Source organism: Sphingomonas sp. Leaf5, from assembly GCF_001421155.1.
Taxonomy (GTDB): domain Bacteria; phylum Pseudomonadota; class Alphaproteobacteria; order Sphingomonadales; family Sphingomonadaceae; genus Sphingomonas.
Genome location: NZ_LMJZ01000005.1, coordinates 13,010 through 28,926 on the forward strand (window position 1 = coordinate 13,010; position 15,917 = coordinate 28,926).

1 protein-coding gene is annotated in these 15,917 nt (G+C 67.8%); it reads right to left on the reverse strand.

The window, feature by feature from the left end:
* Positions 1-70 precede the first annotated feature (70 nt).
* Positions 71-15,886 (reverse strand): calcium-binding protein, encoded by a 15,816-nt coding sequence (locus ASE50_RS19405; RefSeq protein WP_056396883.1) that lies wholly within the window; start codon positions 15,884-15,886, stop codon positions 71-73.
* Positions 15,887-15,917: the final 31 nt, after the last annotated feature.

Consider the following 15,917-nt stretch of genomic DNA (forward strand, 5'->3'; position numbering starts at 1 on the left):
TTGCATTGCAAAAAAGCGGTGCCGGCCGGGGCGGCCGGTGCCGTGACAGGCACCGACCGCCAGCAAGCCGCTACAGCACGAAATCGCCCGCGCCGAGCGACGTCGCGTACACCAGGAACGCGAAGTCGGCGACGCCGTCCCGGTTGCTGTCGCCCTGTACCAGCAGATAGCCGTCGGCCGCGACCTGATACCGTAGTTCATAGGTCGTGTGGGTCGTCGTCGTGAACGCGGCGGTGCCGATGAAGGTGAACGCCTGGTTCCCGCTGGCGCTCGACGGGTCGATCGTCGCGAGGTCGATGCGATCGCCGTCCGCCGCGACGAAATCGGTGATCCGGTCGAGCAGATCGGCCGTTCCGAAGTCGCTCACCTTGGTAAAGACGAAGCGATCCGCCCCCGTACCGCCGGTCATCACGTCGCCGCCGGTGCTGCCGGTCAGCACGTCGCTGCCCGTACCGCCCTCCAGCGTATCGTTGCCGCTGCCCGACGACAGCGTGTCGTTGCCGTCGAGGCCCCGCAGCAGATCGGTGCCGCTGCCGGTTGTGATGACGTTGTTCAACGTGTTGCCGGTGCCGGTGAAGGCCTTGCTGCTGGAATAGGTCAGTTTTTCCAGATTGGCACCCAGCGTGTAGCTGACCAGCGAGGTGGTGACCGTATCGGTTCCCTCGCCAACCGCCTCGACGATCACGTCGCCGATATTGTCGACCACGTACGCGTCGTCGCCGGTGCCGCCGGTCAGCGTGTCGACCCCGGTCCCGCCACTGAGCGTGTCGTTGCCGGCACCCCCGGTCAGCGAGTCCGCATATTTGCCGCCGGTCAGGGCATTGGCGAGGTCGTTGCCGATGCCGGTGAAGCCGGTGGTGCCGTTGAAGCTCAGGCTTTCGAGCGTGGCGGCGAGCGTGAAGCTGGCGAGCGAGGTGACGATCGTGTCGGTGCCGCCGCCGGCCGCCTCGACGATCACGTCGGCGATGTTGTCGACATAATAGGTGTCGTTGCCGATGCCGCCGTCCATCGTGTCCACACCGACCCCGCCGTTCAGCGTGTCGTTGCCGACCAGGCCATAGAGCAGGTCGTTGCCGCTGCCCCCGGTCAGACCGTTGGCCAGTTCGTTGCCGGTGCCGGTGAACGCCCCGGTGCCGGTGAACGCGACACTCTCGAAATTGGCGGCCAGCGTATAGCTGTTCCGCGCCGTACGCACCGTATCGCGGCCGCCATTCACCGCCTCGATCAGCAGGTCGTTGCCGTCGAGGACATAGACGTCGTTGCCCAGACCGCCGTCGAGCGTATCGTCGCCCGCGCCACCGTCGAGCGTATCGTCGTCGCCCTCCCCGACCAGCGAGTCATTGCCCGCACCGCCGACGAGATTGTCGTCGCCGGCACCGCCGCGCAGCGTATCGTTGCCGCTGCCGGCGGTCAGGGTGTTGGCCGAAGCGTTGCCGGTGCCGGTGAACGCCGCGGTGCCGGTATAGGTGACCGCTTCGAAATACAGCGCCAGCGTCCAGTTCGACAGGCCGGTGACGATGGTATCGGTGCCGCCACCCGACACTTCGACCAGCGTGTCGGTGGTGGTGTCGACGAGATAGGTGTCGTTGCCCGATCCTCCCTCCAGACGGTCGACGCCCGCGCCGCCGTCGAGCGTATCGTTGCCCGACCCGCCCGACAGCGTGTCGTTGCCCGCCCCGCCGGTCAGGCGGTTGCTGGATGCGTTGCCGGTGCCGACGAAGCCGGCGGTGCCGGTATAGACGAGGTTTTCGACGTTCGCGAACGCGGCGATGGTCAGGCTGCCGAGCGCGGTGCGGACCGTGTCGCTACCCCCGCCCGACGATTCGACGACGATATCGGTCGACAGATCGACTTCGTAGGTGTCGTCGCCGGTGCCGCCGATCATCGAATCCGCACCCGTGCCGCCGATCAGCGTGTCGTTGCCCGACCCGCCGCTCAGGGTATCGGCCAGCGCACCGCCGGTGATGACGTTGGCCAGCGCATTGCCGGTGCCGACGAAGCGCAGGCCGCCGGTATAGGTCAGGTTTTCGACATTGGTCAGCGACGCGATCGAATAGGTGCTGATCGTCGCCACCGATCCGCCGGGCAGGTCGGCCTCGACCGTGTCGATGCCGCCGCTCGCCGCCTCGACGATCATATCGGCCGCATCCTCGACCCGGTACAGGTCGTTGCCGGTGCCGCCGGTCATCGTGTCGATGCCGTCGCCGCCATCGAGAATGTCGTTGCCGGTGCCGCCGATCAGGATGTCGTTGCCATTGCCGCCGTCGAGGCTGTCATTGCCCGCCGGTCCGCCGTCCAGCGTGTCGTTGCCGCCGAAGCCGCGCAGCGTGTCGTCGCCCTCGCCGCCCGTACGGTTATCGGGGGCGTCGTTGCCGTCATAGACGATGCCGGTATTGCCGTCGCTGGGCACCAGATCCTGATCGGTGAAGCGCAGCAGTTCGACGCCGGTGATCGTGTCGTCGCCATCGGGGCCGAGGCCGCCGCGATTATCGACGACACGGAACACGCCCGGCGATTCCTGGGTGATGGTATAGTCGGCGCGGACCGAGGAATAGAGGGCGATATCATAGCCATTGCCGCCGTCGATCCGGTCGTTGCCGCCGCCGCCGACCAACCGGTCGTCGCCGGCCCCGCCCAGCAACACGTCGTTGCCGGCCCCTGCGTCCAGCGTATCGGCACCGATGTCGTCGCCGCCGGTCAGCGTGTCCGCCCCCGACGATCCGGTGATCCGGTCGTTGCCGTCGCCACCATAGAGGTTCGCGCCGCTGCCGCCGATCGTATCGTCGCCGGCCCCGCCGTCGAGCCACGCATCGGCGGTCCCGCCCAGCTGATCGTTGCCGAGACCGCCGAGCAGCGTGCCCGACCCGGACAGCGTGTCGTTGCCGGCACCGCCGTCCATCCGGTTGGCGCCGTCGCCATCGTTCAGCACGTCGTTGTCGGCCCCGCCGTCGAGCGTGTCGTCGCCCGACCCGCCGGTCAGCGTATCGCTGCCCGCGCCGCCCAGCAGACTGTCATGGTTGGCGTCGCCCGCCAGCACGTCGTTGCCGGTGCCGCCGTCGATGGTGTCGTTGCCGAAGCCGCCGGTGACGGTGTCGTTGCCGGTCCCGCCCACCACGCTGTCGGCCCCGTCGAAGCCGTCGATCAGGTCGTCATTGTCGCCGCCATCGACGGTGTCGTTGCCCGCCCCGGCGAACAGCGCGTCGTTGCCGCTGCCGCCCGCGATCGAGTCATCGTCGTTATAGCCGAAGATGCGGTCGTTGCCGGCCGCGCCGATCAGCGTGTCGTTGCCCGATTCCCCGAGCAGATAGTCGTCGAGCGCGGTGCCGGTCAGCGCATTGGCACCGTCGTCGCCGCGCAGCACGCTGCCGCCGACCGCCCCTTGCGTCACGTCGGCGAACTGGATCGTTTCCATGCCGGTCAGGAAATCGGTGCCGCCGCCGCCGCGATTGTCGATGACGTACACGCCGCCATCGCCCGCCGCGACGGTGAAGTTGGCACGCGCTCCACCGATGATCGCCCGGTCGGTGCCCGCCCCGCCGATCAGCGTGTCGCTGCCTTCGCCGGCGGTCAGCATATCGTCGCCATCGCCACCGTCGAGCAGGTCGTTGCCGCTGCCCGTGGTCAGGATATCGGCCCCCTCGCCGCCCGACAGCGTGCCGCCGCCGGTCAGCGTATCGTTGCCGGCATCGCCCGACAGGACACCGAAGCCGGTCAGCGTGTCGTTGCCCGCACCGCCCGACAGCGTATCGACGCCCGAACCGCCGGTCAGGATGTCGTTGCCATCCTCGCCATACAGCGCGTCGTCGCCGGTGCCGCCGTCGATCGTGTCGGCATCCATGCCGCCAAAGATCAGGTCGTTGCCGGCATCGCCGGACAGGCTGTCGAGGCCCGATCCGCCATAGATGCTGTCGTCGTCGTCCCCGCCGCGCAGCGTGTCGTTGCCGCCGCCGATCGTCTCGACGCCCAGCACCGGACCGCCCACCGGCAAACCGGTGACCGGATCGACCGGTTGGGTGATGGTCAGGTCGCCGCCGGCCAGAATATCCTCGCCGATGCCGCCGAGGATCGAGTCATTGCCGGTGCCGCCGACGACCAGATCGTCGTCGTCGCCGCCGTCGAGCAGGTCGTCGCCCGCCTCGCCATAGATCCGGTCGGCCTCGGTCCCGCCGTCGATGCTGTCGTTACCCGCGCCGGCAAGGATGCTGTCCTCGCCCGCCAGACCGCGGATCGAGTCATTGCCGCCCTGCCCCTCCAGCGTGTCGTCGCCCGATCCGGCGAAGCGCGGCCCCGACGGGTTGGTGACGTTGACCACGCCCGACGACGAACCGGTGGTGATGTCGCCGATCGTGTCGTTGCCCGATCCGCCGCGCAGATACACGCCGGGATTGGCCCGGGCGATGTAGTCGGCATCGTCGAAGCGCAGCACGCGGACATCGGTCAGCGTGTCGGTGCCCTCGGGCGATCCGGGGCGGTTGTCGGTCACGGTGACGACGCCATTGGTCTCCGTCACGGTGAAGTCGTTGCGATTGCCGTAATAGCGGACGATGTCGGGGGTCAGCGCGCCCGACCCGCCGCCGTCGATGGTGTCGTTGCCGCCATTGCCCGCGAGGAAATCGCCGCCGCTGCCGCCGTCGATCACGTCGTTGCCGGCACCGCCCGAAATCCAGTCGGCACCGCCGCCGCCGAGCAGCGAATCCTCGCCATAATTGCCATAGAGGACGTCGTCGCCCTCGCCACCGTCGAGCGTCTGTGCGCCGTCGATGCCGAAGGGCGCGGTGCCGGTCAGCGTGTCGTTGCCGGCATCGCCATAGCCGATCGCGCCGGTATAGACGCCGAGCGCGTCATTGCCCGCTTCGCCGCGCAGGATGCCATAGCCGGTGATGGCGTCGTTGCCGTCACCGCCCAGCGCGTTGCCCGATCCGATGGTGATCGTGTCGTTGCCGGCATCCCCCAGCAACTGGCCGCTGCCCGACAGGACGTCGCCGCCGTCGCCGCCGCTCAAGGTGCCGTCGCCATAGAGCGCGTCGCGACCGGCGCCGCCGACCAGTTCGTCGGTGCCGCCGCCGCCGGTGATGGCGTCGTCGCCATCGCCGCCGAGCGCCCGGTCGTTGCCGGTGCCGCCATCGATGGTGTCGTTGCCGATGCCGCCGTCGAGGCTGTCATTGCCCGCGCCGCCGAACAGCTGGTCGTCGTCGCTGCCGCCCAGCAGCGTGTCATTGTCGGCCCCGCCGTCGAGCACGTCATAGCCGACGCCACCGTCGAGCAGGTCGGCCCCGCGCCCGCCAAAGATGCGGTCGTTGCCGCCCAGACCGAACAGGCGGTCGTCGCCCCGGTCCTGATCGGGATCGTCGATGCCGGTATTGGGCGCGGTGACCCCGGCCGGCAGTCCCGCGCCGCTGATCGAATCATCCAGTTCGGTGCCGGTCAGCGTGTCGTTGCCCGCCGTCCCGTTGAACACCATGCCCGCCGTCGCCGCCGACAGGGCGAAGGCGGCGTTGGCGAAGGTCGCCCGTTCGACGCCCGACAGGCGATCGGTGCCGAGGTTGCGGCGATTGTCGACGACGAAATAGCCGCCATTGCCGTCGCGGACGACCGACGCGGTCTCGCGCGCCATTTCGAACGAGGCGGTATCCTCGCCATCGCCGCCGACCAGCGTGTCGCTGGCATCGCCGCCCGACAGCCAGTCGTTGCCGGTGCCGCCGATCAGGCTGTCGGCACTCCAATTGCCATAGACGACGTCGTTGTCGGCCCCGCCGTCCAGCGTCTGCGCGCCGTCATAGCCATAGGGCTGCCAGCCCGACAGCGTGTCGTTGCCCGCCCCGCCGGTGCCGGTGCCGCCGGTCCCGACCAGCAGCGTGTCGGCACCGATGCCGCCGTCCAAGGTGCCATAGCCGGTCAGGCTGTCGTTGCCGGCATCGCCGGACAACAGGCCGGTCGTATAGAGGTTGCCGGTGATCCGGTCGTCGCCATCGCCGCCATAGAGCGATCCGTTGCCGTTCAGCGTATCGTTGCCGGTGCCGCCGAGGATGCGGTTCAAACCGCCGACATCATCGACATAATCGGCGTCCGCCCCGGCATCGATCGTATCGTCGCCAAGACCGCCATAGACGGTGTCGTTGCCGTCGCCCGCACTGATCGAATCCGTGCCGGTGCCGCCGTCGACATAATCGTTGCCGGTCCCGCCGGTCAGCGTGTCCGACCCGGAATCGCCGGTCACCACGTCGTTGCCCGCCCCGGCATCGATGATGTCGTTGCCGTCGTCGCCGCCGAGGCGGTCGTTGCCGGCGAGGCCGGTGATGGTGTCGTTGCCGCTGTCGCCGATCAGGATGTCGTCGAACGCGGTGCCGGTCAGCACCAGCCCGACATTGCTGCCCGGCAGCGTCTGTTCGTCGCCGCTGTCGAACTGGAGCAGCTCGACGCCGTATACCCGGTCGGTGCCGTTGGGGCTGCCGCCGCGCAGGTCCTGCACGGTGATGCTGCCGTCGCTGTTATTGACGATGCTGTAATCCGACCGGCGGCCGTTATAGATGAGTTTGTCGAAGCCCGACCCGCCATAGACCGTGTCGGTCCCGCCGCCGCCCAGGATGGTATCGTCGCCCGCACCGCCCAGCAGCGTGTCGCTGCCGCTGCCGCCCGAGATCGAATCCGCGCCCGATCCGCCGTCGAGCAGCAGGTCGCTGGCATAATAGCCCGACAGCGTGTCGTTGCCGTCATTGCCCTGTCCGCTGCCGCTCGACACATAGACGACGTCGTTGCCGTCGCCGCCGCGCACCAGCCCCGATCCGTTCAGCGTGTCGTTGCCGGCTTCACCGTCGAGCAGCCCGCTGCCGCTGATGCTGTCATTGCCGAGGCCCCCGGTCAGCGTGCCGTTGCCGCCGATCGTGTCGTTGCCGTCGCCGCCCGACAGGACGTTGCCGTTGTCGTCATAGTCGGTGATGCGATCGTCGCCCGCGCCGCCGTCGATCGTGTCGGCCCCCGCGCTCTGGACGATGGTGTCGTTGCCGTCGCCGCCGGCGATGCTGTCGCCATCCGCGCCGCCGTCGATCCAGTCGGCCCCGATGCCGCCGTCGATCGTGTCGACCCCGGCCTCGCCATAGATGACGTCGTTGCCGGCGCTACCGGCCACGCTGTCCGCACCGGTGCCGGCGACGATCCGGTCGTTACCCGCCCCGCCGTCGATCGTGTCGTTGCCGTCGCCGCCGGTGACGCTGTCGTCGAACGCGGTGCCGGTCAGGCGGTCGGCGGCGGTCGTGCCGCCGATGACGATGCCGGTGTTGGCGGCGGTCACGTCGAAATCGAGGTCGGTGAAGCGCAGCGTGGTGATGCCGCGCACCTGATCGGTGCCGTCGACGCCGCGCCCGTCGCGGTTGTCGGCGACGATATAGCCGCCATTGCCGTCGCGGATCACCGATGCGAAAGCGCGCGTCCCGCTATACAGCGCGACGTCGTAATCGCCGCCGCCGACGATCGTGTCGTCGCCATCGCCGCCGTCGAGCGTGTCGTTGCCCGCCCCGCCGTCGAGGCTGTCGTTATCGGTCGACACGCCCGGATAGCGCCCGCCCGACAGCGTGTCGGACCCGTCGCCACCCAGCAGCGTCTCGCGCGTGCCATAGAAGCCGGTCAGGCGATCGTCGCCCGCGCCACCGTCCATGGTGACCGGCCCGCTCCACGGCCAGGCGGTGGCGATGGTGTCGTTGCCCGCCTCGCCATAGGCGGCGCCCGACACGATGTTGATCGCGTCGTTGCCGATCCCGCCGAGCAGCGTTCCCGACCCCGACAGCGTGTCGATGCCGTCGCCCCCGATCAGCGTGCCTTCACCCGACAGCGCATCGTTGCCGACGCCGCCATCGAGCAGCCCGCTGCCCGAGAGCGCGTCGTTGCCGATCCCGCCCTCCAGCGTGCCGGTGCCGATCAGCGTGTCGTTACCGGTATCGCCGTACAGGCGGTTGCTGCCGAGGCTGTCCTCCAACCGGTCGTTGCCGGTGCTGCCGCGCAGCGTGTCCGACCCGCCATCGCCATACAGCCAGTCGGCATCGTCGCCGCCGTCGAGCACGTCCTGACCCGTCCCGCCCCACAGCGTGTCGTCGCCCTCGCCACCCTCCAGCGTGTCGCGGCCCGACTGGCCATAGAGCACGTCGTTGCCGACGCCGCCACGCACCGAGTCATTGCCGAACCCGGCATCGATGATGTCGAAGCCCGAATTGCCATAGAGCGTGTCGTCGCCGGCCAGCGTGGCCGAGGTCAGCGTCGCATTGGGAATGCGGTCGTCGATGCCGGCCGAGTCCTGCCAGAAGATCCCCGGCGTGCTGACCAGCGCATATTCGTCGTCGTCGAACTGGAGCAGCTCGACCCCCGACAGCGTATCGGTGCCCAGCGGGCTGCCGCTGCGCAGGTCGGTCAGGATCGTGGTGCCATTGGCCCCGGCGGTGATCGAGAAATCGGCCATCCGCCCGGCGACGCGGACCATGTCCGATCCGCTGCCGCCGTCGATGCTGTCGGCACCGGCCCCGGCGAACAGCAGGTCGTCGCCGGTGCCGCCCAGCAGCGTATCGGCCCCCGCGCCACCGTCGATCGTGTCGGCGTCCGCGCCGCCGTCCAGTCGGTCGGCCGACGCCGATCCGCGCAGGCTGTCATTGCCGGCATCGCCGGTCATCTGCACGCCCGCACCCGCCGACGATGCGTCGAGCGTGTCGGTGCCGGCACCGCCCGTCGCGGTGCCGCTGTACAGCGACATCGCGTCGTCGCCGTCGCCGCCGTCGAGCGATCCCGACCCGAAGAGCTGGTCGTTGTCCGCCCCGCCCAGCAGGGTGCCGGTGCCGCTCAGATAATCATTGCCCGCGCCCCCTTCGATCCGGTTGGTGCCGGTCACGTCGGTGATGGTGTCGTTGCCGGCATCGCCGCGCAGCGTGTCGTTGCCGGTATCGCCCTCGATCCGGTCGTCGCCGGCCCCGCCCGAGATCGAATCGTCGCCGCCATTGCCGTCGATGGTGTCGTTGCCGCCCAGCCCCTCGATCGTGTCGTTCGAGTTCGATCCCGGCAGCGAATCCGCCGCCTCGCTGCCCTGGATCAACAGGCCGATGCCGCTCGGCGAGATCGACGGCGTGAAGTTGTAGAGGGTCAGTTCCTCGGACACCGACGTGTCCATGCCCCGCAGGATCGCGATCGTCTTCCAGCCCGTGGCGGTGCCGGCGGCGTCGAAATCGGCCTGGAGGAACAGCTCGCCCGCCGCGCCCAGCAGGCGCATATGCCCGGTCAGGAACGGGTTCTGGCCGGCGGTAAAGTTGGTGAAATAGGCCACGACGTTCGACACGTCGAGCACGTCGCCGCCGGCCCCGGCGGTGAAGTTCTGGATGACGTCGGCGGTGCCGTCGCCATAGCGCAGAGAATAGCCGTTCAGGCGGAACACGTCCTGCCCGGCACCACCGTCGAGCGTGTCGACAAAGGCGTCGTAACCGGCATTGTCGAAATAGTCGTCGCCGGCATCGCCGGACACGACGCCGCGGACATAGCTGAACGTATCGTCACCATCGCCGCCCGACACGGTGTTCTGGCCATATTGGTCGTTGAACCAGTCGCTGCCGTCGCCGCCCGAGAGGCTGTCGTCGCCCTGCCCGCCATCGATCCGGTCGCGGCCCGCGCCGCCCGTGATCGTGTCGCGGCCCAGGCCGCCATCGATCGTGTCGTCGCCACCCAGCCCCTCGATCCGGTCGGGGCTGCCGGTACCGTCGAGATCATCGTCGAACTGCGTACCGGTGCGGGTAACGCCGACCGGGCCGACGCCATTCGCGAAATTGTCGTAGTTGAGCGCCGTCGCGACGACATTCTGCAACCGCGCCACCGTCTGCCAGCCAAGCGTGGCGGCGGTGCCGTCATGATCGACCTGCAACAGCGTGTCGGCACCGTCCTGCAACAGCCGCATATGGCCGGTTTCGAACGGATTGCCGCCGTCGACGCCGGACATATAGCCGGTGCCGAGGTTGATGACGTCGCCACCGGTGCCGGCGGTGAAATCGGTAATCGTCGTTATGCCGGAACCCGCCACTGGATAGCGGATCGAATATTCGTAGAAGTCGTACGTGTCGCGCCCAAGACCGCCCGTCAGCGTGTTCGTGACGGCTTGCCCCTGCCACGAGCCGATATTGTAGAACAGGTCGTCGCCATCGCCGCCATCGATGACGTTCGTACCACCATAGTCGGACAGCCGGTCGTTGCCGGCACCGCCGCTGATCGTATCATTCCCCCCAGTGCCTTCGATCGTGTCGTCGCCAAGCCCGCCGCTGAGGCTGTCATTGCCATCGCCGCCATCGATCGTGTCGTTTCCGGCATCGCCGACGATGGTGTCATTACCGCCATCCCCGGACAGATTGTCGTTGCCCGCACCACCGGCGATGCTGTCGTTACCGTTGCCGCCGCTCAGCGTATCGTCGCCAAGGCCGCCGGTCAGCGTATCGCGATCGTTCGACCCGGTGACCCGGTCGTCGCCGTCGCTGCCCTGCTGTAACTGGCCCGCGCCGTCGATGCTCCACCCACCGGTGAAGTTCGCGGTCTGGAAGGCGGCGGGCAGGACGTTCTGGAACCGGATCAGCGTCGTCCACGCATTACCGCCACCGTCGCGGTCCCATTGCAGCAGCGTGTCGGTGCCGCCATCGGCGGTCAGCCGGAAATGCCCGTCGGTCCACGGATTGACCGTGCCGGTGTAATTCTGAAGCTGCCCAAGCAATTGCGCTACATCGACGACGTCACCGTCCCCACCGGTCGCGAAGTCGGTGATGGTCGTCTGGACCTGTTGCCCATAGGGATAGAAGACATAGCTGTCGCGACCGGCACCGCCGGTGATGGTATCCGCGCCGGTATTGTACCCGACATAGTCGAACCGGTCGTCGCCGGCCCCGCCGTCGATGCTGTCGGCACCGGTATAGTCGCGGAATATGTCATTGCCGTCGCCGCCGAGCAGCGTGTCGTTGCCGTCCTCGCCGTCGATCGTATCGTTGCCGGTGCCGCCATCGATCCGGTCGTTGCCGCTGCCGCCGCTCAGATTATCGTTGCCGGCCCCGCCCGCCAGCGTGTCGCCGTCTTCCTGCCCGCTCAGATTATCGTTGCCGTCCCCGCCGGTCAGGCTGTCGTTGCCGATCCCGCCTTGCAGTTGGTCGTTACCGGCATCGCCCGACAGCGTGTCGTTGCCCTGTTCGCCATAGAGCAGGTCGTCGCCGTCACCGCCCGCGACGGAATCATGCCCGCCATTGCCATCGACCGTGTCGTCGCCCGACCCGCCGGTGACGCTGTCGGCATCGGCCGTTCCGGCGATACGGTCGTCCTGCGCCGATCCGGTAACGGTCTGGCCGACCCCGGCCGGGTCGATACGCACGTCGCCGATGACGAAATTGTCGCGGGTGAAGGTCGCGCCCGCCTTTCCGGCGAAGGTGATGAGGTCGACCCACGTCGCCCCGCCGGTCGCGCCGTTCCAGTCGACCTGCAACACCCGGTCGCTGCCGCTGACCACCAGTCGCAGATAGCCCGACGCGAACGGATTGGTGCCGGCGACATAGCCGGTCATATAGCTGCCGAGCGACGCCAGCGAGACGACATCGCCGTCCGCCCCGACCGCGAAATCGGTGATGCGATCGGCGGTCACGTTGCTGGACGAAACCGACGTCAGTTCATAGGTATCGCGCCCGTCGCCGCCGGTCAGCGTATCGGTGCCGCCGCTATAGCCGACATAGCGGAAATAATCGTCGCCGGCCCCGCCGGTGACGCTGTTCGCGCCCTGATAATCCTGAAACCGGTCGTTGCCGTCACCACCGGACAACGTGTCGTTGCCGGCACTGCCGTCCAGCGTATCGTTGCCAATCCCGCCATCGAGACTGTCGGCCTCGCTATTGCCCGACAGATTATCGTCGCCGCTGCCGCCGATCAGCGTATCGAGGCCAGCGCCGCCGTCCAGATAGTCGTCGCCCGCACCACCCGACAGCAGGTCGTTGTCGCCCTCGCCATAGAGCGCGTCGTTATCGTCGCCACCATCGAGCGTGTCGTTGCCGGCACCGCCCATCAGCTGGTCGTTGCGCTCGCCGCCGCTGATCGAATCCGCGCCGTCATTGCCGTACAGCGTGTCGGCACCCTGCGCGCCGTTGATGGTATCGTTCCCGGCGAGGCCCGAATAATTGTCGTAGCCGGCACCGGTAAAGCTGTCGGCGCCGGCCGTACCGCTCAGCGTCACATAGGTGCCGGTCGAGCGCAGGTCGGGGGTGAAATTGTCAGGCGTCAGTGCGGTCGCGGTGACGTTCTTGAGCAGCAGATATTGCTGGAAATTGTCGCCGCCGCCATTCTGGTCGAAATCGACCGCGGTATCGCTGCCGACCTGGCGCAGCCGCATCCAGCCACCCGAGATCAGCTTGGTCGCATCCATCTGCTCGCCGCCGAGCGCCAGCCCCGCCTGATCGAGGACGATCAGGTCGCCGCCGCTGCCGGTGGCGAAGTCGGTGATCGTGCTGACGATCGGCGTCTGGTTGAACAGGTAATAGAGGTTGTAGCGATCGCGGCCGGTGCCGCCGCCATAGCTGTCATTGCCTTGACTATGGCCGACATAGTCGAACCGGTCGTCGCCGGCACCGCCGCTGAAACTATCCGCGCCGGCATAGTCGCCGAAACTGTCGTCGCCGTCGCCGCCGACGAAGCTGTCATCGCCCTGCGAATAGCCGAAACTGTCGTCGCCTGCCCCGCCGTCAAGCGTGTCGTTGCCGGCGTCGCTGGTACCGAACACGTCGTCGCCGTCGCCACCGGACAGGCTGTCATTCCCGCCCTGCCCGATCAGCGTGTCGTTGCCGGCCCCGCCGACCAGCGTGTCGTTGCCCTCACCCCCGTCGAGATAATCGTTGCCGGTGCCGCCATCGATGCTGTCGTTGCCGGTGCCGCCATAGAGCGAGTCATCGCCCCCCAGCCCGGAAAGGGTGTCGCCCATCGGCGTCCCGTCGATCCGCTGGCTGTTGGCATCGCCGGTCAGGGTCGCGCCGACAAAGCCGGGACGATACCAGGTCGTGAAATTGTCGGCGGTGAAGGCGGCCGGGTTCGTCACCCCTGCGAACCGGGCGATCGTCCGCCACGCATAGCCGGTGGCGCCGGCGTCGTTGTCGACCTGCAATATGACCGCGCCGCTTTCGGTCGTGAAGCGCAGATAGCCGGCGGTGAACGGGTTGGTCGACGGGTCCCAGTTCTGGAAATAATCGGTGTCGATCTGGAGCCGGTCGCCACCCGCGCCGGTCGCGAAGTCGGTGATGACGGTCAGGTTGGCCGTCGTCGTCGGATAGGCCGACAGGATATAGGTATCGCGCCCGGCCCCGCCGGTCACCGTATCGACCGACCCCCCATAGCCGATTTCGCTGCTGAACGTGTCGTCGCCATCGCCCAGATCGACCGTCGCGTTGCCGGCATAGTAATAATAGCCGCCCCGGACACTGTCGTTGCCTGCACCAGCGACCACCGTGTCGTTGCCGTACACCGCCTCGATCGTGTCGTCGCCATCGCCGCCGATCAGGCTGTCGTTGCCGTCGCCGCCATCGATATAGTCGTTGCCCGCATCGCCGGCCAGCGTATCGTTGCCGCCTTCGCCATACAGCCGATCGTCGCCCAAACCGCCCTCGACGTCGTCGTCGCCTTCATTGCCGTTCAGATAGTCGTTGCCGTCGCCGCCCAGCAGCGCGTCGTTCTGCCCGCCGCCATACAGGCTGTCGTCGCCGGTGCCGCCGTCGATGCTGTCCGCGCCGTAATTGCCGTTCAGCGTGTCATTGCCGCCGAGGCCGGTGATGGTATCGCCGTCGTTGCTGCCGTTGATCTCCTGCGCCAGCGCACTGCCGGTCAGCACCAGTCCCTGCGCATTGGGTGCGAAACCCAGCGTGAAATTGTCGCGGGTGAAGGCCGCGGGCGCGATCCCTTCGAACGTCAGCCACGTCGCCCAGTTGTTGGCACCGCCATCCTGGTCGATCTGGAGCAGGGTGTTGCCGCCGCTGGCGATCAGCCGCAGATGCCCGGTCGTGAACGGGTTCGCGCCGGTGGCGAGGTTCGAGAAGTTCCAATAGCCGTCGACGATGTCGCCGCCCGCGCCGCCTTCGAACCCGGCGATCGTGTCCGCGCCCTGATTGGCGTAGTAATAATAGGTCTGGAACGTGTCGCGCCCTGCCCCGCCGACGAAGCGGTCGGTACCGGCACCATAGCCGACATAGTCGAACCGGTCGTCGCCATCGCCGCCCAGCAGCGTATTGTTGCCTTCGGTATCGCTGAAAACATCGTTGCCCGCCCCGCCCAGCAGGCTGTCGTTGCCGGCATTGCCGTACAGCGTGTCGTTGCCGTCGCCGCCCGCGACCGTATCGTTGCCGGCATCGCCATAGAGCTGATCGTTGCCCGCCCCGCCGTCGAGGCTGTCATTGCCCGCAGCGCCGCGCAGCACATCGTCGCCCACGCCGCCCGACAGGGTATCGGCGACCAGCGACCCGTTCAGCACGTCGCGTCCTTCGCCGCCGGTCAGGACATAGCCCTTGTCGGCGGGCGCATAGCCGATGAAATTGGCGGCGGTCATCGCGGTCGCGGTCACGCCGTTCAGTTGCAGCACCGACACCCAGCCATAGCCGGTGCCCGCCCCGTCGCGGTCGTATTGGAGCAGCGTGTTGCTGCCCGACTGCAACAGCCGCAGGAATCCGGTCGCGAACGGATTGGTGTTCGAATCCCAGCCCGACAGATAGGAGGTGACGTCGTTCAGGTCGATGACGTCGCGGTTCTCGGTGCTGCCGGCCACGAAGTCGGTGACGATATCGGTGTGCTGGTTCGACGGATACGCATAGAGGCCATAGCCGTCGATCGTCAGCGTATCGTTGCCCGCGCCCAGCGTGATCGTGTCCGCGCCGCCCGCTTCGTTCCGGCCGCTGCCGACGAAGCGGATCTCGTCGTCGCCCGCCCCGGCATCGATGATGTTGGCCCCGGCATTGTCCTCGAAAATGTCGTCGCCCGCGCCGCCGATCAGCGTGTCGTTGCCGGCCCCGCCCAGGATCGAATCACGCCCGTCGCCGCCATCGATCGAGTCATTGCCATATCCGCCGATCAGCGTGTCGCCCATCGATCCGCCCCGGATCGTGTCGTTGCCGCCGCCGCCGTCGATCCGGTCGGCAAAGGCCCCGCCATCGATCAGGTCGTTGGAATCGGTACCGGTCAGCGTATCGGCCAGCGGGGTGCCGGTGATCGTCTCGCCCACCCCGGTCGGGCTCCAGCTCGGCGCGAAATTGCTCGCGACCAGCGCAGTGGCGGTGACGTTCTTGAGCACCAGCAGCGTCTTGATGCTGTGCGCGGTGGCACCGGCATCGATATCGATGCGGATCAGCGTGTCGCTGCCCGACTGCACCGCCGACAGGAACCCGGTGAGGAACGGGTTGGTGCCCGCGCTATAGCCGATCAGATCGTTGACGACCTCGGACAGGTCGATGACGTCGCCCGACGCGCCGGTGGTGAAGTCGGTGACGGTGTCGGCGAGGAAGCTCAGCGGGAAATTGCGGACGCCATAGCCATCGACGCGCAGCGTGTCGCGACCCGCGCCGGTGGTGATCGTGTCGGCACCGCCGGTGCTGCCACCGTCCATATAGCCGACGCCGTTGAACGTGTCGTTGCCGGTGCCGCCGTCGAGGACGTTGCTGCCGCGATAATCCTCGATGACATCGTCGCCCGCCCCGCCGCGCACGGTGTCGTTGCCGTCATTGCCGTACAGCACGTCGTTACCGTCGCCGCCGTCGATGCTGTCGTTGCCGGCATTGCCGTACAGCGTATCGTTGCCGCCATTGCCGGCGATGCTGTCGTCCGTGGCGGTGCCCGAGTAATTGTCGCCACCGGTGGTGCCGCTATAGTTCGCCATCTGTCATCCCCCCACGTCCGACGGCGCGCCC